The sequence below is a fragment of the Sorangium sp. So ce327 genome (genome assembly GCF_051530205.1).
Lineage (GTDB): Bacteria > Myxococcota_A > Polyangia > Polyangiales > Polyangiaceae > Sorangium > Sorangium cellulosum_B.
This window is the reverse complement of the sequence record NZ_CP150330.1, coordinates 7,592,617-7,615,065: the sequence shown is the minus strand read 5'-3', so window position 1 is coordinate 7,615,065 and position 22,449 is coordinate 7,592,617. Positions and strand designations below refer to the sequence as shown.

Below are 22,449 nucleotides of genomic sequence, written 5' to 3'. Positions count from 1 at the left end.
TGCGCTGCAGGTGAGGCGGGATCGGGGCTCCGGCGGCGCAGGTGAGAGCGGCGGCGGCGCGGCCGGCGACGGCGCTGGCGCGAGCGGGGACGCCGGCGGCGGCGCAGCCGCGGGCGTTGCTGGTGCGTCTTGGCTTCGTCAGCGCGTTGCCCACCCCGACCGAGGTTGAGGCGGACCTGGCGGACCCGACCGAGGTTGAGGCGGACCCGACCGAGGTTGAGGCCCCGACCGAGGTTGAGGCGGACCGGTGGACCCGACCGAGGTTGAGGCGGACCCGACCGAGGTTGAGGCGGACCCGACCGAGGTTGAGGTGGACCCGACCGAGGTTGAGGCGGACCCGACCGAGGTTGAGGCGGACCCGACCGAGGTTGGGCCGGCCCCGCCACCCTGACTGAGGTTGAGGAGGCCCCGCTAGCCGTCCCTGCCAGCCGACCGGGGTTGGGGTGGCCGGGGTTGGGGTGGCCGGGGGGCCCCTGCTCCGATGCGTCCCGGGTGCGCATCCGTGACCGGGTTCCAGGGCATGGGGCCGAGCGGTGCCTTGACCACACAGGCCGGGCGTGAGACATCGGCCCCCGGCCTCCGGGCCACCGAGAGCTCGGATCTTCAACCTCTTCCTGCGCGCGGGGCGAAAACGCGCGAACGAAACCAAGCAGATGCCCATCTCGTCGCGGTCTCCGGGTACGTCGTGCCGCCCTGGCACCCCTCGCCGTCGCCTCCGGTCGGGCCTCGCGCTCGCGCTCGTGCTGGGCGCGTCTTCCGCGTCCGCCCAGCCGGCACGCCGGCCGGCCCAGCCCGCCGCGCCGGCCCAGCCCGGCGCAGCGCAGTCCGGCGCAGCGCAGCCCGCCGCACCGGCCCAGCCCGCCGCAGCGCCGCCCGCCGCAGCGCCGCCCGCCGCGCCGGCCCAGCCCGGCGCGACGCCTGCGCAGCCCGGCGCCGCGCCGGCCGGCGCCGAGACGCCCGAACCCCCGGCGGCGCGCCAGCCGCTCCTGCCGCCGGCCGACACGGCCGCTCCCTCCGCGCCGCAGCCGGCCACGCCGGCGGCCTCGGAGGCGCCCGCAGCGGCTGCGGCGGCCGAGCAGCCCGAGCGGCAGGCGATCCAGGCGGAGATCGGCGCCCGGCCCAGCGAGGTCTACGCCGAGGACTGGTGGTCTCACGCGCGACCGACGTTCGAGTTCCACGGCTACTACCGGCTCCGCTGGGAGCTCTTCAACAGCTTCGCCCTCGGCCGCATCGACCCCCGCAATCAGGCGCTCTGGCCGCAGCCGGCCGACAACTCCTACAAGGGGCACGTGCTCGAGCGCTGCAACCCGAGCGAGACCACGAGCGGCGGCACCCGCTCGTTCGACTCGTGCAAGAACGACACCCAGGCCGGCGCGAACATGCGGTTCCGCCTCAATCCCGAGCTGCACATCAGCGACAACCTGCGCATCCTCACTCAGGTCGATCTCCTCGACAACGTGGTGCTCGGCTCGACCCCGGACGGCTACGCGAACCAGCCGGCGGCGGGCGGCGGCTACGAGGTCGCCCGCCGGGGCGGCTACTCGCCGCTCGGGGCCTTCTCCAGCACCCAGTGGGCGCCCAGCGCCGGCATCAACTCGACGAAGGACTCGATCTCCGTCAAGCGGATCTGGGGAGAGTACATGACCCCCGTCGGTCTCCTCCGCTTCGGCCGCATGCCGAACCATTGGGGCCTCGGGATGGTGGCGAACAGCGGTGACGGGTACGACTCAGACTACCAGTCGACCGTCGACCGGCTGATGTTCGTCACGGGCATCAAGAAATACGACATCTACTTCGCCGGCGCGTGGGACTGGGCCAACGAGGGCGCGACGAGCGCGTCGATCCAGGACCTCGAGGGCCAGCCGTACGACCTCGCCCAGTCCGATGACGTCGATCAGTACGTGTTCGTCGCCGTCCGCCGCAAGAATCCCGAGCTCCAGAAGCTCGAGCTCGCCCGCGGCAACATGGTCATGAACGGCGGTGTCTACTTCGCTTACCGGCAGCAGACGCTGGCGAACGACGTCACCGCCGGCGACACCACCACCACCGCCCCGTCCGCGGCGCTCGGCCAGAGCGCCGACAACGTCGCTGCGGGGTACGTGCATCGGGGTGCGGAGATGATCATCCCCGACGTGTGGTTCCAGCTCCTTTACAAGAAGTTCCGCTTCGAGCTCGAGGCTGCGATGATCTACGGATCCCTCGATCTGCGCGGGCAGGGCGAGAGCGATTATGCGAACGTCCTCTCGCCGAAGGACACCGGCTGGGGTGTCCGGCAGTTCGGGCTCGCCACGCAGGCCGAGCTCACCGAGATGGAGGGCCGGCTGCGCGTCCACTTCGGCTTCGGGTACGCGACCGGCGACGACGACGCGCCCGCCCTCGAGCCGCGGGGGACGGAGCTCGGGGCCATGGATCCCCAGAACTCGACCGATCGCACGTACTCGACATTCCGCTTCCACCCCGATTACCGGGTCGACCAGATCCTCTTCAGGAACATTCTCTCTCGGGTCCAGGGCGCCTATTATTTCCGCCCTGGCGTCGACTGGGACTTCGCCCGCGACAAGAACGGCCAGCGCGCCGGCCTCGGCGCCGCGGCCATCTGGAGCCGCGCCTCCGAGTTCCTCCAGGCTCCCGGCAACTCCCGGGATCTCGGCATCGAGCTGAACGCGCAGCTGTACTTCCAGTCCAAGGACGGGACGCTCAACGACGACCCCGACAAGATGGGCGGCTTCTACACGGCGGTGCAGTACGGCGTGCTGTTTCCTCTCGGCGGGCTCGGCCAGCTCAGGGGTGACGACGCGGTCCAGAAGATCGATCTCGAGACCGCACAGACGGTGCGCTGGTATCTCGGTATCCTCTTCTGAGCCCGAACCCGCCCAGCGCTCAGCCAGCCTCGCGCGCCGCCGTGTGTCTGGAAATGAGCGCTCGGGGCGGCGAAGCGGCGCGAAACGGCGACGTCGTCGCTCTCGTCATGAGTCCTGCATGAGCCATCCGGGGCCAAACAGCCCTTGATCTCGCGACCGTCCTGGCCAAGGATAGGATTGTCTGGACGCCAGGCGCGTCGCGATACTTCCCTGGTTCACCGAGGAGAACGGGTGGCGCGAGCCGCCGTTCTCCGGAGGGACGTGATGGTTCGTCGTCTCTTCATTGCGATGTTCTTGGCGGCGTCGATGGTGCTCGGGTCGACCGCCCTGTCCGTCGCCCAGGACGCAGACACGTCCGCTTTCCGCGACATCGCGGTCGGCAAGGACTATCGGCTCCGTGTCGCGGCGGCGCTGTCGCTCAGCAGGTCGAAGAGCCCCGGCGCGCGGCCTGCCCTCGAGAAGGCGCTCAGGGATCCGCACCCGGCGGTGCGCGCGTCGGCCGCGGCGGCGCTCGGCGCGCTGGGCAACCCCGCGGCGGTCCCGGCGCTCAAGGCGGCGCTCAACCTCGAGCCTGCCCCCAACCTGAAGCGCCCGATCCAGGCCGCCATCGAGAAGCTCTCGCGCTCGTCGTCCAAGGCGCGCTTCCTGGTCAGCCTGGGCAAGTTCGAGAACCGCTCCGGCGTGAAGGACGCGAAGCTCGGACCGCAGCTCAAGCAGCAGACGCGCAACCGCGTGGCGCAGTTCGCCGACATCGAGATCGTGGCCGACGGCACGGACCTGGCTGCGGAAGGCAAGAGCCGCAAGCTGCCGGCCTTCACGCTGGACGGCTCGGTCACGCACCTGAGCAAGCGCCATGGGGCGGACGGGGTCGGCTTTGCCGCCAAGGTCGAGTACGTGATCCGCGAGATGCCGAGCCAGACGCTGAAGGGCTCGATGACCGGCTCGGCCCAGGCGCTCGGCGAGGCGAAGCGCGCCCAGGGCTTGAGGGAGCTCGCCCAGCTGCAGAGCGACGCTGTCGCGGGCGCGATCGAGAGCGCGCTCCAGAGGGCGCCGCTCGCCCTCGAGGCCGCCTCCGGCAGCAGCGTCGTCGCCTCCGGCCGCTGACCCGGCGCTCCGGCCTCGCCGGCGTGGGCCGGCGCGCGCCGGCTCGCGCACCGGCCCGGCGCGAGCGGGACCGGACACCGGCCCGGCGCAAACCGGCCCGGCGCGCGCGTCTTCCGCGGCGGGCGCCGCGGGCGCGCGTCGAGCAGGCGGAAGCCGCTCTCCGGTCGTGCTAGACCGCGCGTCCTCCTATGTCCATCGCAACGCCTGCCAGCTCCGACCTGCTCCGCCGCACATTCCTCGAGTTCTTCGCCCAGCGCGGGCACGAGATCGTCCCGAGCGCGCCGCTCGTGCCCCAGAACGATCCGACGCTGATGTTCGTGAACGCGGGCATGGTGCAGTTCAAGGACGTCTTCACGGGCAAGGACAGGCGCCCGTACCAGCGCGCCGCCTCGAGCCAGAAGTGCATCCGGATCAGCGGCAAGCACAACGATCTCGAGAACGTCGGCGTCACCGCGCGCCACCAGACGTTCTTCGAGATGCTCGGCAATTTCAGCTTTGGCGACTACTTCAAGGAAGACGCGATCGCCTTCGCCTGGGAGCTCCTGACGAAGGTCTACGATATCTCGCCGTCGCGGCTCGTTGTCACCATCTACAACGGCGAGGGGGGCTTCCCGGCCGACGACGAGGCCGCGGCGATCTGGCGCAAGGTCACGGGCTTCGGCGACGACCGGATCCTCCGGCTCGGCCTGGCCGACAACTTCTGGACGATGGGTGACGTCGGCCCGTGCGGCCCCTGCTCGGAGATCCACTTCTTCCACGGGAAGGAGCCCGACGTCGCGCGCTTCGGCGAGGAGCCGCGCATCGATGGCACCGGCTGGACCGAGATCTGGAACAACGTGTTCATGCAGTACGAGCGCGCCGAGAAGGACGGCCCGCTCGTGCCCCTGCCGGCGCCGAGCATCGACACCGGCATGGGCCTGGAGCGGCTCGCGAGCGTGCTCCAGGGCGTGACGTCGAACTACGACACGGACCTGCTCCGCGGGCTCGTCGACAAGGCCGCCGAGCTCAGCGGCAAGCCGTACACGGGGGGCAGCGCCGACGACGACGTGTCGATGCGGGTCATCGCGGATCACGCGCGGACTGCCGCGTTCCTGATGGCCGAGGGGGTGATGCCCGAGAAGCAGCGGCGCGAGTACGTGCTCCGCCGGGTGATGCGCCGCGCGATCCGCCACGGGCACCGGCTCGGGATCGAGCGGCCGTTCCTGCATGAGGTCGCGCTCGAGGTGGTCCGCCGGATGGGCGAGACGTACCCGGAGCTCCGCGACCGGCGAGAGCTCATCGCCCGCGTCACCGAGGACGAGGAGGTCCGCTTCCGCTCCACGCTGAAGCGCGGGATGAAGATCCTCGACGAGCGCTTCGACGAGATGCGCTCGTCCGGCGAGCGGACGCTCCCGGCCGCCGCCGCGGCCGATCTCTACACCACCTACGGCTTCCCGCTCGATCTGACCCAGGTCATCTCCGCCGAGTCGAACTTCGACGTCGACGTCCAGGGGGCCGAGGCGATCATCAAGGGCGCCGGCGAGGCGGACGGCCCGATCGATCCGACCGCCGCGGTGGACCCCGCGCACCGCGAGGCCCGCGCCAAGCTCGCGCAGCCGGTGGTGTTCACGGGCTACGAGCACGAGGAGGGCGACAGCGAGATCGTCGCGATCGTCCGGGTCGAGGTCCAGGGCGAAGGCGACCGGGCGCGCAAGGTCCGTGCGCTGGTCGAGCGCGCTGAGGCGGGGGCGACGGTCGAGATCGTCGTGCGCGAGACGCCGTTCTACGCCGAGTCGGGCGGCCAGGTCGGCGACGTCGGCGAGGCGACGGCGGACGGGGCGCGCGTCGAGGTGAAGGACACGCAGAAGCCGCTCGCCGGGCTGGTCGTGCACGAGGGCGTGGTCAGCGAGGGGGCGCTCGCCGTGGGGCAGCGCGTCCACCTGGCGGTGGACCACGCGGCGCGGTCGGCGACGCGGCGCAACCACTCGGCCACGCACGTCCTGCACTGGGCGCTGCGCAAGGTGCTCGGCGAGCACGCGCAGCAGAAGGGCTCGCGGGTCGGCCCGGACGTCCTCCGCTTCGACTTCACGCATAACCGGCCCCTCACCCGCGAGGAGATCTCGCGGATCGAGGATCTGGTGAACGAGAAGGTCCTGACGAACGCGAAGGTGACGACCGAGATCCTGCAGATGGACGAGGCGCGGCGGCGGGGCGCGATGGCGATCTTCGAGGAGAAGTACGGCGACACGGTGCGGATGCTCACGATGACGCCGGAGGTGGTGGAGCTCTGCGGCGGCACGCACGCGTGCGCGCTGGGGGACATCGGGCTGTTCAAGATCACGAGCGAGGGCGGCGTGGCCGCGGGGGTGCGGCGGATCCTCGCTTCGACCGGCCTGAACGCGCTCGCGTACGCGCGGGGCGTCGAGGCCGAGCTCGCCCGGGCGCGCCAGGTCGCGAAGGCGCAGGGCGGCGATCTCGCCGAGAAGATCGGGAAGATCGTGGCGCACGAGCGGGAGCTCGAGAAGAAGGTCGCCGAGCTCGAGCGCCGGATCCTGGAGGGGGCGGGCCCCGCGCAGGGCGGCGGCGGCGGTGGCGGCATCGACGCGATGCTGGACGGCGCCCGGGACATCGGCGGGATCAAGGTGCTCGCGCGCCGGGTGCCGGACGGCACCAACCCGGGCGCTCTGCGCGATCTCGCGGAGAAGCTGCGCGACAAGCTCGGCGATCGTTCGGCGGTGCTGCTCGGCGCGGCCGTGGGCGACAAGGCGCAGCTCGCCGTGATGCTCTCGAAGGCGGCCACCGAGCGGCTCAAGGCCGGCGAGCTCATCAAGCCGATCGCCCGCATCGTGGGCGGCTCCGGCGGCGGCCGCCCGGACATGGCGCAGGCCGGCGGGACCGACGTGGCGCAGCTCGACGCGGCGATCGCGGCGCTCTACGCCGAGGTCGAGCGGGCGCTCGCGTCGTAGCGCGCGCTGCCTGCGCCCTGCCGGGACAGTCGTTCAGGCGTCACGCCACTTGGTGCGGGCGAGCGGGAGCAGCTTCGGGGCTTTCCCGCCCCGCGCGGGGCGTGCCGGCAGCCGCGCTGGCTCGCCCGGCGCGGCCACCCGGGGCCGCGCGCCGCGGGCGTGAGCGCCGATGGTCGCGCGAACGATCGGCGGCAGGAACACGGACTCCAGATCGACGCGCGCGAGCGCGGCCGCGACCGTGGCGATGCGATCCGGCAGCGACGCGTTGGCGTCGACCAGGATGATCCGCCGGCCGAGCACCGTGCAGAGCCCGCCCCGCGGATTGCGCGCGTCCGACAGGTGCGGATCGAACGCTTCCATCCTGACGGCGATGCCGACCTTGTCCGCCGCCAGGGTGAGCTCGTCGAGCAACCGCGAAAGCTCCACCCACCCAGCGTAACCCTCCTGTCCGGCAGATGGCAAAGCGCAAAAGCGCTGTTGCCCGCGCCGCGCCGCGCCACCGCTGGCCGGGCGAGCCGCGGCCGTGACGACCGCCTGACGATCGCGGCGCGCCGTCCGGGAGCGCCCGTCCGCGCCCGGTTACACGCGGTTACCTGTCGTTGTGCATGATTACGCGCGGTTACGCATGATTGCGCACGGTTACGCACGATTACGCGTGGTCATGTACGGTGAGGCCCGGTCCGTCCGGCGCGCTCCGGTCAATCGCTTCCTCCATCATCGCATAGCGCTCCTCGGCCGCGCGGTGGTGGTGCCGTCGTGCGGCGATGGGTTGAGTCGAGGGAGAGCCTTCGACTCCTGGACTCCCGGACATCTCGACGCACTCGACACCTCAACAGATCGACGCATCAACTCCGCTTCTCCATCGGTCTTCTCCCGTGCTCCGGACTGGCCGACATCCGCTCACGAGCCACATCGATGCTCGTCCAGGGGCCCGCGCGCGCCGTTGGTTGACTGCGCGCCGAGCGTTCATCGTTCATCCAGCCTGCCGCTTCCGGCCGCCGCGCGCTCGCCTCGGCGCGGCGCCCGGTCGATCCGGGCATCGCGCCGCCCGCCCCCAGGTTCCGTGCCCTAGAGGTCGGTCAGCGGCTTCTCCTGAGCCGGATCGCGCGTCCCGTTGACCGCCGTTTCCGAGCGTGCTACGAGCAGGCCGTTCCGCGCGTCGTGGTCGAGTGGGAGCGAATGTGCGTTTCCCGGCTGCGGTGGGGTATCCCGCGCGCTTCGTCAGCCACTTTGGACGGGGCGGCCGCGATGGGGACGACGAGGGCGCCCGCCGGGCGGCGCGCCCGAAGGGCGAACAAAGATGACGTTCACGGATGCAGCCGCCGAGGTGCTTCGCCTCATCGGTAGACCGCTTCACTATAAAGAGATTACCGATATCGCGATCGAGAAGAACCTCCTTAGCCACGTTGGAAAGAGCCCAGAGGTGACGATGGGCGCCCGCCTGGCGGCGACGTTGAAGAAGGACACGGCGGACAACCCTCTGGTGCGCGTGAAGCCGGGCGTGTTCGCGCTGCGCGAGTGGGACGAGAAGACCATCAAGTCCGGGCTCGACGGCAAGAAGGCGAAGCGCGGCGGAAAGCCCGAGGCGGCCAAGGCGCGCAAGGACGAGGAGCAGCCGACCCTGTTCGACGCGGGCGCCGACGACGACGCGGTGGAGGAGAGCGATCTTGGCGCTCCCGCGGAGCTCGAGGCGGAGAGCGGCGCGGTCGAGGTCGAGGGCGGAGCCGTGGACGCGGCGGCGCAGGCGGCGCCTGCGATCGACGATGAGGACGAGGACGACGAGAAGGTCGCGGCCGGCGCGACGAGCGCGGCCGGGCTGAACGGCGTGGAGATCGCGGCAGCGCGCGAGCCCGTGCCGCCGCCGACGCCGTCGTCCCCGCGCGCCGCGAGCACGTACATCGACGAGGAAGAGGGCGAGCTCGACGACGCGGAGCCGCCGGGCCCGGACGAGGCGATGCGGGCCGAGGCCGTCGCCGGCGCCGCGGAGCTCTTCGACGAAGAGGACGACGACGATCAGCCGATCCTCGGCGGCGACGACCGCGCGACGCCCGGCTCGTCGGGCGAGCAGGGCGAGGGCCGTCGCCGCCGCCGCCGTCGCCGCCGTGGCCGCGGGACCGCGGAGGCCAACCCGAGCACCGGTGGGCTGCCTTCCTACGTCGCGACGCCGGTGTTCGAGGCGCGGCGCGAGAACGGCCGCGAGCCGCCGCGCTCCGACCGGACCGAGCGCTTCGATCGTCCCGACCGGGGCGAGCGCACCGACCGGGTCGAGCGCACCGACCGGGGCGAGCGCACCGACCGGGTCGAGCGCACCGACCGGGCCGAGCGCATCGATCGAGCGGACCGCCCCGACAGCTTCGGCGCCGAGCCCGTCTACCGCGGTCCGCAGGTCATCGAGCTCACGGGCGGCGAAGGGCACGCGCTCGACGACCTCGCCGGCCGTGATCTCGCCGATGCGGTCGCCGGCATCCTCTCGACCTTCGATCGGAACGCGGGCGCGGTCTCGCTCCGGCAGATCGCCGAGACGGCGCAGCGCCGCGGCCGCCTCGCCGGCGACGTGCAGCTCGTGCAGTCCCAGGTCGCGGCCGCCGTGCGCGCCGACAACGCGCGCCGCACCGCCGCGGGGCAGCGGCCCCGCTTCCGCTTCGCCGGCGGCAGGATCGCGCTGACGGACTGGCTGCTGCCGGGCGACCTGGCGCGGCTGGAGCAGGAGGCGCTCGCCGCGGTGGAGCGCTACCGCGACGCCGCGCGGCGCGCCTTCGTGCGCAAGCTCTCCGAGCTCCCGGGCCATGCCTTCGTCGAGATCTGCGTCCTCGCCCTCGAGCGCATCGGCATCGGCCAGCTGCGCGCGGTGCGCCGCGCCGGGGCGCCGGGCGGCGAGAGCCACTTCTCCGGCGCGCTCCGCACGGCGGGTGACGAGATCAAGATCGCGCTGGTCATCCGGCGGGACGGCCGCGAGGTCGGCCGCGAGCGGGTCACCGAGCTGCGCGGCTCGCTCCACCACTACGGCCCCGCGACCGCCGGCTGGATCCTGACCGCCGGTCAGATGCTCTCCGGCGCGCGCGAAGAGGCCGCGATCGTGGGGACCGCGCCCATCTCCCTCTTCGATGGGCTCGCGGTGGCCCGCCTCTGCGAGGACAACGACGTCGCCGTCCTCCGCGCCCGCCTCCCGGTCGCGATCCCCGACGTCGATCTGCTCGAGGCGCTCCGGGCGTCCTGATCCCGCTCGCGCGCGCGTCCGGCCGGGGGCTCGCTCCGGGCCGGACGCGCGGCTCTCCCGCCGCCGTCTCCTGGGCCCTCGGCCCTCCCTCGACAACCCTCCTCCACGGCCGCGCCGCTCGCGCCGCTCCGGCGGTGTACGGGCTCGGCGCCGCTTCCGCGGTTGACGGGCTCGGCGATCCTTGCCAGCGTCCGCGCCCATGCGCCATCGCGCGATCGCCTGGGCCGCGTCCCTCGCCGTGCTCGTGACCGGCTGTGCCTCCGTGGATCCGCCCGCGTCCCGGTTCCCGACCGCCGACGCGGCGCTCGACCGGATGAAGGCCTCCTATGCCTGCGTGAACGGCGTCCAGGGCACCGCCAAGGTCGACCATTTCTCGCGCCAGGGGCGGCTCCGCGGGGACATGTACATCCTCGCGGTCAATCCGGATCGGGTGCGCTTCGACGTGGTGAGCCCGTTCGGCGCGACGCTCTTCACGCTCACGTCGAATGGCACCCAGTTCCAGATGCTCGATGTCGGGGAGAAGCAGCTCCTGCACGGGCCCGCGAGCGCGTGCAACCTGGCGCGGCTCACCCGGGTGCCCATCCCCGGGCACGCCCTCGTCTCGCTGCTCCGCGGCGAGGCGCCGGTGCTCGCTCACGAGCCGCGCGGCGCCTCGATCGCCTGGGACGGCGACGGGTTCTACCGTGTGCTGATCCAGGGCTCCCGCGACGCCGTGGAGGAGATCCACCTCGAGCCGCACCCCCGCGACTTTCTCGCGCCGTGGAGCCAGCAGCGCCTGCGCGTCCGCGAGGTCCGTGTCGCCCAGCGCGGGACAGACCTCTATCACGTGGAGCTGAGCCATCACGAGGCCATCCGCACCGCGCCGCCGCGCGTCGATCCGGAGGGGATCGACGATCCGATCCCGCCGAGCGGCGGCGCCTGCCTGGCCGAGATCCCCCGCTCGATCCGCATGCGGGTGCCCAACACCGAGGACGACGTGATCTTTCAGTACAAGGAGGCGAAGTGGAATCCGCCCCTCATCTCGGGGGCGTTCACGCAGCCGGTCCCGGGCGGCGTCGTCCGCCGTCATGTCGACTGCCAGGACTAAGGTGCTCTGAGCAGGCGCGCTCAGGCGGCTCCTGAAAGGACAATGGCCATCGTGGCTGGCGCCCGCCGGCATACGGCAGCGCTCGCCTGATGGCGTGGACGCCGCTCGCTCGAACGTCTAGACAGACGCAATCCACCTCGCCGTGGCGGGAGGAGTCGGCGATGGACGCTGAGCCGGGAACGATCGTCGGCGACAAATACCGCCTGGAGGGGCCGCTCTCGCGGGGCGGGATGGGCTCGGTGTGGCTGGCCCGGCACCTCCAGCTGGGGGCGCCGGCGGCGATCAAGTTCATGGATCCGGAGCACGCGGCCTCGCCGGAGTTCCGCGCGCGCTTCTACCGCGAGGCGCGGACCGCGGCGAACCTCGGTAGCCCGCACGTCGTGAGCGTGCAGGACTACGGGATCTGGGGGGCTGTCCCGTACCTCGTCATGGAGCTGCTCCGGGGCGAGGATCTCAGCCGTCGCCTGAGGCGCGTCCGCCGCCTCTCCCTCGCCGAGGCGGCGCGCATCGCGATCCAGACCGGCAAGGCGCTGCGCCGCGCGCACGAGTCCGGGCTCGTCCACCGCGATCTCAAGCCTGGCAACCTGTTCCTCTCGCGCGTCGACGAGGACGAGGAGATCGTCAAGATCCTCGACTTCGGCATCGCCAAGCAGCTCACCGGCAAGCTCCTCACCGACGAGACCACGAGGACCGGCGAGCTCCTGGGCTCGCCGTTCTACATGAGCCCGGAGCAGGCGCGCGGCGACAGGAACCTCGACGCGCGGAGCGACCTGTGGTCGCTCGGGGTGATCCTCTTCCGCGCGGTCACGGGCAAGCTCCCGTTCGAGGGCGACGTGCTCGGCGCGGTCCTGTCGCGCATCCTCTGCGAGCCGATCCCGCTCGCGACGCACCTCGCGCCCGACGTGCCGGCCGATCTCGACGTCTTCTTCCTGCGCGCCCTCTCGCGCGACAGAGCCCAGCGGTTCCAGTCGGCGCAGGAGATGGTGCACGCCTTCGTCGTCGCGATGGGCGATCCGGGCATCCCGCTGCCCGTGCCCTCGGCGCCGGCGCCGGCGCCCGTGACGTTGCGGCCGGCGCCTGTGACGTCGCGCACGGGGACGCTGCTCGGGCTGTCTCCGGGCGGCACCGGCGACTTGGAGGGCTCGGGGGAGCTCGCCCCGCTCTCCCGACCCGGGGACCAGGGCCCGCGCCCGCGGCAGGACACGCTCGCCTCGCTGGCCGATCCGTCCCGGCCCGGCACGCTGACCGCGGCAGCGGCCGGCGAGGTGCGCGTGGACCGAAGGCCTCACGCGAGCGCGACGCTCCGCTGGCTCGTGGCGTGCGGCGCGCTGTCCGCGATCAGCGCGACGGTCGCGGTCACGGCGCTACGGCCCGTCGGCGAGGAGGGCGCCGCGCCCTACCACGTGGCCGCGCCGATCGAGCCCGAGAGCGTGAGCTCGGCTGCGCCGACCCTGCAGGTGGTCCGCGCATCGACCCCTGTGATGGCACGCTTGCCCCTGGCCGAGGACGTGCCCGCCGCGGACGCCGCGCTGCTCGCGGCCACGGCCGAGCCGGCGGTGTCCGCCGAGCGAAAGGCCCCGCCGTCTCCGTCGGCCCCGCGCCGGAGCCCGCGCCGGTCGCGCGAGATCATCGATCCCTGGCAGCGAAGGTAGCGTGCGGTCGCGCCGGTCCGACGAAGCCGGCTACGCGAGCGCGTCGCGGATGCGGCGCGGCGCGTCCGTGATGAGCCCGTCGACGCCGAGCGCCGCGAGGTCCTGCGCTTCCCGTGGGTCGTTCACGGTCCACACGTTGATCACGCGGCCCTGCCGCTTCAGGAGCGCGATGCGCTCGGGGGACGCGATCGTCCGCTCGATGTGCGCGGCGAGCGCACCGAGCGCCGGCGCGAGGCGCACGGCCGCGTCGTGGTAGCGGCTCCGGTGCACGAGGAGCGCGCGCGGGACGGCCGGCACCAGGGCGCCGAGGGAGGCGATCATGACCGGATCGAACGACGAGACGAGCAAGGCGTGGCGCGGATCCCAGGCGCGCACGAGCCGCGCGGTCGCGAGCACGACGGCGGTGCGATCGGGCACGTCCCGCTTCATCTCGATGTTGACGGCGAGCCGCCGGCCGCGCGCGAACGCGAGCACCTCGGACAGGAGCGGCACCCGGTCGCCGCGGAGGTCGACCCGCCGGAGCTCGTCCCAGGGGAGCGCCGCGGCGGCGCGCGGGTCCGCGCCCTCGGTCACCCGCGCGAGGTCCGGGTCGTGCAGCGCCACGAGCTCGCCCGAGCCGCACACCCGCACGTCGAGCTCGATCCCGTCGGCCCCCTGCGCCGCGGCTTCCTCGAAGGCGGCGAGGGTGTTCTCCGCGGGGGCGCCCTCGCCGCGCACGCCCCGGTGCCCGAAGAGGAGCGGCGCGCGTGTCGCCGCCGCGCGCGATGACGCTGCCCGTCCGGTCTCGCGCGCGCTCCTGCGGAAGCGCTGCTCGGCCCAGGTCACCGCGCGGGCTCCCCGTCGAGCTCCTCGGCGACGGCGCGGGCCGCCTCGCGCGCGCGCTCGAGCGCGGAGAGCGGGAAGGACGCCGCGCCGACCGCCGGGTGCCCGCCCCCCTCGTAGCGCCGGCAGATGGGGGCGATGTCGCGATCGCGGGGGACGCCGCACCACGGGTTGTAGCCGACCGAGAGCTTGTAGTGCTGCTTCTGCCGGGAGAGCGTGACCGAGTACACGCAGTCCGGGTACATCGCGTACGTCATGAACTTGCCGACCGCCTCGAGCGGCGCGTCGGAGAGGTCGACGAGCACCACGCGGCCGAGCTTCCGCGCGCCGCGCTCGATGCGCGTGACGAACGTCTGGCGCGAGACGGAGAGGGGACGCCAGAGATCCTGGATGTCCGCCTCGCGCGCCACCTCGCTCACGGGCCGCTCGACGAGCCGGGGCACCACGGAGGCGAGGAACGGCCCGTCCCCGTGGTGCTCCACCACGGAGGCGAGCTGCATGATCGGCTCCTCCCGGCTCACGGCGGCCTCGGCCGAGGGGAAGCGCGCGGTGTCGATGAGGTCGGCCCACCGGATGAGCTCATCGGCGCCGGACATCTCGACGCCGAAGTGATCGCGCGCGACGTCCGCGATGAGCTTCGTGCACGAACCGTAGGCGGCGTCGTAGAAGACCTGAGGCGCGTCGCCCGCGACCTTCGCGCGCGACGCGCCGGCGAGCGCCGCGTCGCGCTCCTCGTCCGAGCCGAACCCGGTGACGTGGTGGTCGAAGTACCACGTCAGCTTCTTCGTCGGCGTGTAGCGGAAGTCGAGGATCGCGTTCTCGTCGCCGTCGAGCCACGAAGGCGGGATCATCGTCATGCCCGGGCCGTACCCGCAGGAGCGGTACCGCAGCGCGAGCGGCTCGCCGGGGCGGAGCGCCTGCATCAGGCGGGTGAACAGCGCCGCGCTCGCCATGCCGTCGAAGCAGTGACCATGCGTCGCGACGACGATGTCCCTGGGTTTCATCGGGCGAGTGGGTAGCACGACCCACGGCCGGCCGCTCGCAGGCCGAGCGCGGCGCGGCGGTTCTGGTAGGCTCCGCGCGGTGCGGCGCGCTCTCGCTCTCGTCGAACTGCATCCGTTCGGGCCGGCGCGCCGCCTGCTCGCTACGTCGCTCGCGCTCGCCGTGTCGGCGTGCGGCGGAGGCCGCGCCGAGGTCCTGCGCCCCAGCCCGCCGCCTCCGCCGGCCTCCTCGCCCCCGCCCGACGTGCCGCGGAACCCGCCGCCTCCGCGCGACGCGCCCGAGCTGGACCCGGAGGCGTCGCGCCTGTTCCTGAGCCGCGCGGCAGAGCAGCGGCCCGCGGCGAGCGCGCCGGTGCCGCGCGTGACGGCGCTCGCGCTCGCCAACACCGCGCGCGGTGAGGCGAGGGGCATGGCGCCCCTCGGCGACGTCGTGTCGCTCGCGATCGCGGAGGGGGAGAGCGCCGCGATCCCCGTGCGCGTCCCGCGCGGTGTCGACGAGTGCGCGGTGTTCATCGCGCAGGGCGGGCTCGGCGTGATCGAGGTCGATCTCTTCGTCACGAAGGGCGCGCCGCCCGCGCTCGAGATCGTCGCCCAGGACGCGGACCGCGGGCCGGTCGCGGTGATCGGCGGCCGGGGAGCGTGCCTCCCGGCGCCCGGCGCCGCGCCGCTCGCCGTGGAGCTCCACGCGCAGGTGCGGCGCGGCGCGGGCGTCGTGCTCGTCCAGGGCTTCCGGGGCGCGCGCCCGGCCCCGGCGCCCGGCGCCGCGCCGCCCGGCGCGACCCCGCCTGACACGGCGCCGCCGAGCGCCGCGCCTCGCGTGCCGCCCCGATAGCGCGGCGACCGCGCCGGGCGCGGGCGGCCGCGCGCTCCTCGTGCTGCGGTCCTCATTTCGCGCAACTCGTCCCGGGCGTCGGTCGACACGCCGCGTATGGCGTCGATCGAGATCCAGCCCGCAGATCCCTCCTACCCCGCGCAGCTCTGGGCCCTCGTTACGGAGACCGAGGCCGCGCCGCCGACGCTCTATCTCCGCGGCGCGCTCCCGGCGTGCCCGGGCGTCGCGATCGTCGGGACGCGCGCCGCGAGCGACGAGGCCCTCCGGTTCACCCGCGCGCTCGCCGCGGCGCTCGGCGAGGCGGGCTTCTCGATCTGGTCGGGCGGGGCGCGCGGCGTCGACGCGGCCGCGCACGAGGGCGCGCTCGACGCGCGCGCGCCGACGGTCGTCGTCGGCGGCGGAGGCCACGCGCACCCGTACCCGCGCGAGCACGCGGCGCTGTTCGCGCGCGTCCTCGCCGCGGGCGGCGCGCTGCTCGCGCGCGTCCCCGACGACACGCCGCCGCTGCCGGCGCTGTTCCTCCAGCGCAACGCGGTCCTCGCCGCGCTCACGCTCGCGACCGTCGTGGTCGAGGCGGGGGTCGAGAGCGGCGCCCGCTCCGCCGCCGCGGCGGCCCGCCGCCTCGGCCGCCACCTCTGCGTCGTCCCCCACGCCCCGTGGAGCCCGCGCGGTGTGGGCTGCGCGCTGGAGCTCGTCTCCGGCGCGCGCCCCATCACGCGCGCGGCCGACGTCATCGACGTCCTCGGGGGGCAGGCGCCGCCGCCCCGCCGGCGGGCGCGGCGCTCGGAGCGCAACAGGCCGGCCGGCGGGGGCACGCTCCCGCTCCCGGAGGCCGCCTTCGGGGCGCGGACGGGCGTTTTGCCCGAGGAAAATGGGCCACCTCCGTCGATGAGCGCGGCCGAACGCGCGGTCCTCGACGCCCTGGACGCCCGGCCGGCGCACGTGGATGAGGTCTGCGAGAGGACGGGGCTTCCGCCCAGACGCGCCGTGGAGGCACTCTTGACGTTGACGCTCCAGGCCGTAGTAGTAGAGGGGCCCGCCGGGTTGTTTCGGCGGGCTCTTCGTTGAAGGGGCGCGCCGGCTCACCCTGCCCAGTGCGGTTTCGGGTGGCCGCCTCCTCGCGGGGGGGCCTCCCTCGCACCGAAGGGCGCCCTTCAATCCTCACAAGCCCGATCTCGTTGCTCAGAAGGTGGTGATGGCCAAGACGCTCGTCATCGTGGAGTCGCCGGCGAAGGCGAAGACCATCAAGAAATATCTCGGCAACGGGTACGAGGTGTTCGCCTCGAAGGGGCACGTCAAAGACCTGCCCAAGAAGCAGAACGCCGTCGACGTGCAGAACGATTTTGCCGAGACCTACGAGGTCATCGAGGGCAAGGAGAAGGTCCTGGAGGAGCTGAAGTCCGCCGCGAAGAAGGCGGACGAGGTGCTCCTGGCGACCGACCCCGATCGCGAAGGGGAGGCGATCGCGTTCCACATCTCGGAGGAGATCAAGAACCCGAAGCTGAAGGTGGCGCGGGTCGAGTTCCACGAGATCACGAAGAAGGGGGTCGACCACGGCGTCCACAACCCCCGCAAGCTCGACGAGAACCTGTACGACGCGCAGCGGGCGCGGCGCGTGCTCGACCGAATCGTCGGCTACGACGTCTCGGCGCTCGTGTGGTCGAAGCTCGCGTTCGGCCTCTCGGCGGGGCGGGTGCAGTCGGTCGCGCTGCGGCTCATCGTGGACCGCGAGCGCGAGGTCGAGGCGTTCGTCCCGGAGGAGTACTGGAACATCGCGGTCGGCCTCGGCGCGGCGAGCCCGCCGCAGCGCGCCCCGTTCGTCGCGAAGCTCGCCTCCGCCGACGGCAAGAAGCTCGAGGTGACGAACGGCGAGGTCGCCGGGAAGGTGCGCGCCGATCTCGAGACCGCCCGCTACAAGGTGGCGAAGGTCGTGCGGCGCGAGCAGAAGCGCAACCCGCCCGCGCCGTACACCACCTCGAAGCTCCAGCAGGACGCGACGAACTACCTGCACTTCGGCGCCAAGCGGACGATGCAGATCGCCCAGGCGCTCTACGAGGGCATCGACCTCAAGCGCGACGGCGGCCCGGTCGGCCTCATCACGTACATGCGTACCGACTCGACGCGCGTCAGCGACGACGCGATCGCAGAGGTGCGCGGCGTGGTCGCGAAGCGGTACGGCAAGGAGTTCGTCCCCGAGCGCCCGAACGTCTACAAGTCGAAGAAGAACGCGCAGGACGCGCACGAGGCGATCCGACCGACGAGCGTCGAGATCCACCCGGACTCGATCAAGAAGCACCTCAAGGACGAGCAGTACAAGCTGTACAAGCTCATCTGGAACCGCTTCGTCGCCTCGCAGATGACGCCGGCGGTGTACGACCGCACGACGGTCGAGATCGACGTCGCGCCGACGGTCGCGGCGCCCGCGTACCGGAGCTACCTCGCCCGGGCGACCGGGCGGATCCTCAAGTTCGCCGGCTGGCTGCAGGTGACGGAAGGCCAGCAGGAGTTCGCCGGCGAGGAGGAGAGCGCAGGCGCAGCCGCGGAGGGCGGCGCCGCCGCGCCGGCGCCCGAGGCGGCCGCCGCCGAGGCGGAGCGCGCGGCGCCGGGGCCGTCGGCCGAGGAGGATTCGGAGGCGCTCCTGCCCGACATGAAGGAGGGCGAGGCGCTCGCCGTGTCGCCCCCGGGCGTCATCACCGACCAGAAGTTCACGCAGCCGCCGCCCCGCTACAACGAGGGCTCGCTCGTGCGCGAGCTGGAGAAGCGCGGCATCGGCCGCCCGTCGACGTACGCCGAGATCATCAGCAAGGTGCAGCAGCGCGCGTACGTCGAGAAGCGGGACGGCGGCGCGTTCCAGCCGACGCTCCTCGGGAAGTTCGTGGTCGACGGCCTCGTCCGGTCGAACCTCGACATCATGGACCCGAACTTCACGGCGCAGATGGAGGAGGAGCTCGACGCCGTCGGCGCCGGCAGCCTGAAGCGCGAGCAGCTGCTCAAGACCTTCTACAAGAAGTTCAGGGAGCAGCTCGACAAGTCGAAGAAGCTCGCGCCGTGGAAGCCCGAGGCAGAGAAGACCGACATCGTCTGCGACGAGTGCGGGTCGATGATGCTCAAGAAGTGGGGCAAGAACGGCTGGTTCTTGAGCTGCGAGCGCTACCCGAAGTGCAAGGCGACGCGCGACCTGTCCGACGCGCGGGGGACCGCCGCCGTCCGCGAGACCGACATCTCGTGCGACAAGTGCGGGAAGCCGATGATCATCAAGACGGGCCGCTTCGGCGACTTCCTGTCGTGCACGGGGTACCCGGCCTGCAAGAACACGCGCCCGGTTCCGCTCGGCGTCGCGTGCCCGAGCTGCGGCGGCGATCTCATCGAGATCCGGCCGCGCAAGAAGGGCGGGCGCACCTTCTACGGCTGCTCCAACTGGAACGCCGAGCAGAAGTGCGAGTTCAAGCTCTGGCAGAAGCCGGTGCCGGTCCCGTGCCCGCAGTGCGGCGCGAAGTTCGTCACCCGCACCGGCGGCAAGAAGGCGATGCTCGTCTGCGCGACGAAGGACTGCGGCTTCAAGCAGGAGATCGTCGAGGGGGAAGGGGAGGACGGCGCCGCCGACGGCGCCGCCACCCCGGACGCCGCGGCGGCCGTCGCGAGCGCCGCCCCGGCGCCGGCCGCCCGGCCCGCGCCGGCGGAGCCCACGCCAGCCGGCCGGCCCGAGGCCGCGCCGCACGGCGCTGGCGCGGCCCCGGGGGCCGCCGAAAAGCCCGCGCGGGCCGTGCGCGCCCGCCGCACGGCGAGCTAAGAAGCCCGCGAGACCCCCCACCCTGGTGAGCTGTATGAACGGAGCGGAGAGCCCGCACGACGTCGTCGTCGTCGGAGGCGGCCTGGCCGGTTGCGAGGCGGCGTACCAGCTCGCGCAGCGCGGGCTGCGCGTGCGCCTCGTCGAGATGAAGCCTCACAAGCGTACGCCCGCGCAGACGAGCGATCGGATGGCCGAGCTCGTGTGCTCGAACTCGCTGCGCGGCGCCGCGCTGAGCAACGCGGTGGGGCTCCTCAAGGAGGAGCTCCGGCGCGTGGGCTCGCTCGCCTTGCGGTGCGCCGACGAGACCTCGGTGCCGGCCGGTGGCGCGCTGGCGGTCGACCGCGAGCGGTTCGCCGAGGCGATGACGCGGGCGATCGAGGCCCACCCCCGGATCACCGTCGAGCACCGGGAGGTGACCGAGATCCCCGCCGAGCGGCCCGTGATCCTCGCGACGGGGCCGCTCACCTCCGACGCCCTCGCGGCGAGCCTCGCCGCGGCCGTCGGTGCCGAGCACCTCGCCTACTACGACGCGATCGCGCCGATCGTCAGCGCCGACTCGATCGACTGGTCGCGCGTGTGGAAGCAGTCGCGCTACGGCAAGGGGGGCGCGGTCCGCGGCGACCGGGCCGCGCAGCGGGAGCCAACCGCGCAGCCGGACCGGGCCGCGCAGCGGGAGCAAACCGCGCCGCCGGAGGACGCGGCCGAGCGCCGCGACGACGCCGAGGCCGGCGACGAGGCGTACGTGAACTGCCCCTTCGACGAGGCGCAGTACAAGGCGTTCGTCCAGGCCCTCGTCGCGTCGGAGAAGGTGGAGGCCCGCGCCTTCGAGGAGGTGCGTTACTTCGAGGGGTGCCTGCCCTGCGAGGTGATGGCGGCGCGCGGCGAGCAGACGCTCGCGTTCGGGCCGATGAAGCCGGTGGGGCTCACCGATCCGCGCACCGGCCGGCGCCCCTACGCGGTGCTCCAGCTGCGCCCGGAGGACGAGGCGGCGACGGCGTACAACCTGGTCGGCTTCCAGACGCGCATGAAGTACGCCGAGCAGCTGCGGGTGTTCCGGATGGTGCCCGGCCTCGAGGAGGCCGAGTTCCTCCGCACGGGCTCCGTGCACCGCAACACCTTCGTCGACGCTCCGGCGCTCCTCGGCCCCGCGATGGAGCTCCGCGCGCTGCCGGGCGTGCACCTGGCCGGCCAGATCGCGGGCGTCGAGGGCTACGTGGAGAGCGCTGCGGCGGGGTTCGTGTGCGCGATCCTCCTCGCGCAGCAGCTGCGGAACGAGCCGCTCCGGCCGCCGCCGCCCACGACGGCGCTCGGCGGCATCCTCACGCACCTCGGCCGGAAGCAGCCCACGTACCAGCCGTCCAACATCACCTGGGCGCACATCGCGCCGCTCGATCCAGCGCACGGCAAGCTGCGCAAGCGCGCCCGCTACGAGGTGATGGCCGAGCGCGCCCTCCGCGACCTCGACGCGTGGTGGGCCGCGGGCTGACGGCGGCTCGCCGCGCTCCCGCATGGCGCGCGGCGCGCCAATCGTGCGCTGGCTGCCCGCAGCGCGCCGGCTTGGATAGCCTGGCGGTGGTGCGCCGCGCGCCGCCCGCGCGCTCCCGAGAGCCCGCCCGCGCGGACCCGCGCCCATGGAGGTAGCCGATGAAACTTCGCTTGTTCGCGCTCCTTGCGCTCGCCGTTCCTTCCGCGACGCTCCTGTCGCCGCGCGAGGCGCTCGCCTGCGGCGGGTGCTTCGCCCCGCCCACCGAGACGACGGTCGTCAACGCGCACCGCATGGTGCTCTCCGTGTCGCCCGTCCAGTCGGTGCTCTGGGATCAGATCCAGTACTCCGGCGATCCCAGCGCGTTCGGGTGGGTGCTCCCGGTGAAGCGCGGGGCGTTCCTCGAGGTCGGCTCGGACGCGTGGTTCGAGACGCTCGACGCGGCCACGTCGGTGCGCATCACCGCGCCGAGCTCCACCTGCGCCCGCAGCGGCGGGGGCTGCGGCGCGGCCCTCGGCTCCGCGGACTCGGCGGGGGAGGCGTTCGGCGGCGATGACGTCACCGTGCTCCACCGCGGCACCGTCGGCCCGTACACCACCGTGACGCTCGCCACCGATACGCCCGGCGCGCTGAACGCGTGGTTCGACGAGAACGGCTTCAACGTCGATGCGTCGACGCAGCCGATCCTCGACGCCTATGTCGACGAGGGCTTCGACTTCATCGCCATCAGGCTCGAGCCGGGCAAGGACGTGAAGGAGATGACGCCGGTGCGGGTCGTCACGCCGGGGGCGAACCCCGCGCTCCCGCTCCGGATGGTCGCCGCCGGGACGGGCGCGAACGTCGCGATCACCCTCTTCACCATCAGCGAGGCGCGGCTCGCCCCCGAGGGGTTCGCGGCCGCGGCCGTCCCCATCGACCTCCTCGCGTGGGACTTCGCCTCGCAGGAGTCGAACTACGGCGTGCTCCGCGAGAAGGCGATCGCGGCGGCCGACGGCGGCCGCGCGTTCCTCACCCCCTACGCGCAGCAGGGCTCGCTGTTCTCGCCCGTGTCGAGCCCCGCGGCGCCGTTCGGCGTGCGCTACACGACGAGCGGCTCGACCACCCCGGTCGACACGATCGCCGCCGCGTTCGCCCAGCAGGGGCTCGCCAACGGCGAGACCGGCGAGGTCCAGGACTCCGCGTGCGCCGTGCGCTTCGCCGAGATCGCGACCGAGAGCCGCGCCGTGGCGAACCCGTGCCCGGCCGGCGTCCCGCTGTCCCATCCGAGCTGCGGGGAGGTCGCCGCCGACCAGATCGACGCGCGCGAGCTCGCGTGCGGGGCGCTCGACGACCTCGCGATCGCGATGGTCGGCCTGCACCCGAAGGACGTCTGGCTGACGCGTCTCGAGGCGAACCTGCCGCGCGCCGCGCTCGACACGGACCTCGTCCTGAGCCCCGCGCCGCAGGAGCGGGTCGACAACTGGCTGCGCGCCCGCGTCAGCGTCCACGCCGACGTGCTCTGCGGCGCGGCGATCCCGGTCCTCGACGGCGACCGCCCCTCGCGGACCCGCGGGCAGGGCACGCTCGTGGGCATGACGCTCGGCGCCCTCGCCCTCGCGGCGGCGATCGCCCGACGCGGCGCGCGCCGCCTCGCCTCCCGCCCGGCCTGACCGGCG

At 73.2% G+C, this 22,449-nt stretch carries 15 protein-coding genes; 12 read left to right on the top strand and 3 right to left on the bottom strand.

What is annotated here, in order from left to right; all coding sequences use genetic code 11:
• Positions 1 to 247: 247 nt before the first annotated feature.
• From WME95_RS28495 to alaS, 4 genes are all read left to right on the top strand, one after another.
• Positions 248 to 391 carry a hypothetical protein gene (locus tag WME95_RS28495; protein WP_437902498.1) on the top strand — a complete coding sequence of 48 codons (144 nt, stop codon included), beginning with the start codon at positions 248 to 250 and terminating at the stop codon, positions 389 to 391.
• 262 nt (positions 392 to 653) lie between these two features.
• Positions 654 to 2,861, top strand: coding sequence for a TIGR04551 family protein (locus WME95_RS28490; RefSeq protein WP_437902497.1), 2,208 nt, complete (start codon positions 654 to 656; stop codon positions 2,859 to 2,861).
• Positions 2,862 to 3,125: 264 nt separating this feature from the next.
• On the top strand, positions 3,126 to 3,965 hold the full coding sequence (locus tag WME95_RS28485; RefSeq protein WP_437902496.1) for a HEAT repeat domain-containing protein: 840 nt from the start codon (positions 3,126 to 3,128) through the stop codon (positions 3,963 to 3,965).
• A 188-nt stretch (positions 3,966 to 4,153) separates the two neighbouring features.
• Positions 4,154 to 6,910, top strand: coding sequence for an alanine--tRNA ligase (alaS, locus tag WME95_RS28480; RefSeq protein ID WP_437902495.1), 2,757 nt, complete (start codon positions 4,154 to 4,156; stop codon positions 6,908 to 6,910).
• Between the two features lie 33 nt (positions 6,911 to 6,943).
• Here alaS and WME95_RS28475 read toward each other — a convergent pair whose 3' ends face one another.
• A complete protein-coding gene (locus WME95_RS28475; RefSeq protein ID WP_437541673.1) occupies positions 6,944 to 7,336 on the bottom strand; it encodes a hypothetical protein in 393 nt (130 codons plus the stop codon).
• Between the two features lie 874 nt (positions 7,337 to 8,210).
• On the opposite strand from WME95_RS28475, the gene WME95_RS28470 reads away from it, so the two are divergent.
• The 3 genes from WME95_RS28470 to WME95_RS28460 all read left to right on the top strand — a co-directional run bounded on the left by WME95_RS28470 (position 8,211) and on the right by WME95_RS28460 (position 12,866).
• Positions 8,211 to 10,127: an HTH domain-containing protein gene (locus tag WME95_RS28470; protein ID WP_437902494.1), complete on the top strand. Its 1,917-nt coding sequence runs from the start codon at positions 8,211 to 8,213 to the stop codon at positions 10,125 to 10,127.
• A gap of 199 nt (positions 10,128 to 10,326) precedes the next feature.
• Positions 10,327 to 11,214: a LolA family protein gene (locus WME95_RS28465; protein WP_437541669.1), complete on the top strand. Its 888-nt coding sequence runs from the start codon at positions 10,327 to 10,329 to the stop codon at positions 11,212 to 11,214.
• A gap of 161 nt (positions 11,215 to 11,375) precedes the next feature.
• Positions 11,376 to 12,866 carry a serine/threonine-protein kinase gene (locus tag WME95_RS28460; RefSeq protein ID WP_437902493.1) on the top strand — a complete coding sequence of 497 codons (1,491 nt, stop codon included), beginning with the start codon at positions 11,376 to 11,378 and terminating at the stop codon, positions 12,864 to 12,866.
• Positions 12,867 to 12,896: 30 nt separating this feature from the next.
• Here WME95_RS28460 and WME95_RS28455 read toward each other — a convergent pair whose 3' ends face one another.
• Positions 12,897 to 13,691 carry a glycerophosphodiester phosphodiesterase gene (locus tag WME95_RS28455; RefSeq protein WP_437902491.1) on the bottom strand — a complete coding sequence of 265 codons (795 nt, stop codon included), beginning with the start codon at positions 13,689 to 13,691 and terminating at the stop codon, positions 12,897 to 12,899.
• Positions 13,688 to 14,692 (bottom strand): hypothetical protein, encoded by a 1,005-nt coding sequence (locus tag WME95_RS28450; protein WP_437902490.1) that lies wholly within the window; start codon positions 14,690 to 14,692, stop codon positions 13,688 to 13,690. The genes WME95_RS28455 and WME95_RS28450 overlap by 4 nt, the downstream gene beginning before the upstream one ends.
• A gap of 79 nt (positions 14,693 to 14,771) precedes the next feature.
• Here WME95_RS28450 and WME95_RS28445 point away from each other — a divergent pair, with 79 nt between their 5' ends.
• The 5 genes from WME95_RS28445 (at position 14,772) to WME95_RS28425 (ending at position 22,443) form a co-directional block, all read left to right on the top strand.
• Positions 14,772 to 15,521: a hypothetical protein gene (locus WME95_RS28445; RefSeq protein WP_437902489.1), complete on the top strand. Its 750-nt coding sequence runs from the start codon at positions 14,772 to 14,774 to the stop codon at positions 15,519 to 15,521.
• A 96-nt stretch (positions 15,522 to 15,617) separates the two neighbouring features.
• The gene (locus WME95_RS28440; RefSeq protein ID WP_437902488.1) at positions 15,618 to 16,589 is read left to right on the top strand and encodes a DNA-processing protein DprA; all 972 of its coding nucleotides are present in this window, start codon (positions 15,618 to 15,620) and stop codon (positions 16,587 to 16,589) included.
• 127 nt (positions 16,590 to 16,716) lie between these two features.
• Entirely contained in the window at positions 16,717 to 19,311 is a 2,595-nt protein-coding gene (topA, locus tag WME95_RS28435) for a type I DNA topoisomerase (RefSeq protein WP_437902487.1), read from the top strand.
• Positions 19,312 to 19,345: 34 nt separating this feature from the next.
• Positions 19,346 to 20,797 (top strand): methylenetetrahydrofolate--tRNA-(uracil(54)-C(5))-methyltransferase (FADH(2)-oxidizing) TrmFO, encoded by a 1,452-nt coding sequence (trmFO, locus tag WME95_RS28430; protein ID WP_437902486.1) that lies wholly within the window; start codon positions 19,346 to 19,348, stop codon positions 20,795 to 20,797.
• A 158-nt stretch (positions 20,798 to 20,955) separates the two neighbouring features.
• On the top strand, positions 20,956 to 22,443 hold the full coding sequence (locus tag WME95_RS28425) for a DUF2330 domain-containing protein (protein ID WP_437902485.1): 1,488 nt from the start codon (positions 20,956 to 20,958) through the stop codon (positions 22,441 to 22,443).
• Positions 22,444 to 22,449 lie beyond the last annotated feature (6 nt).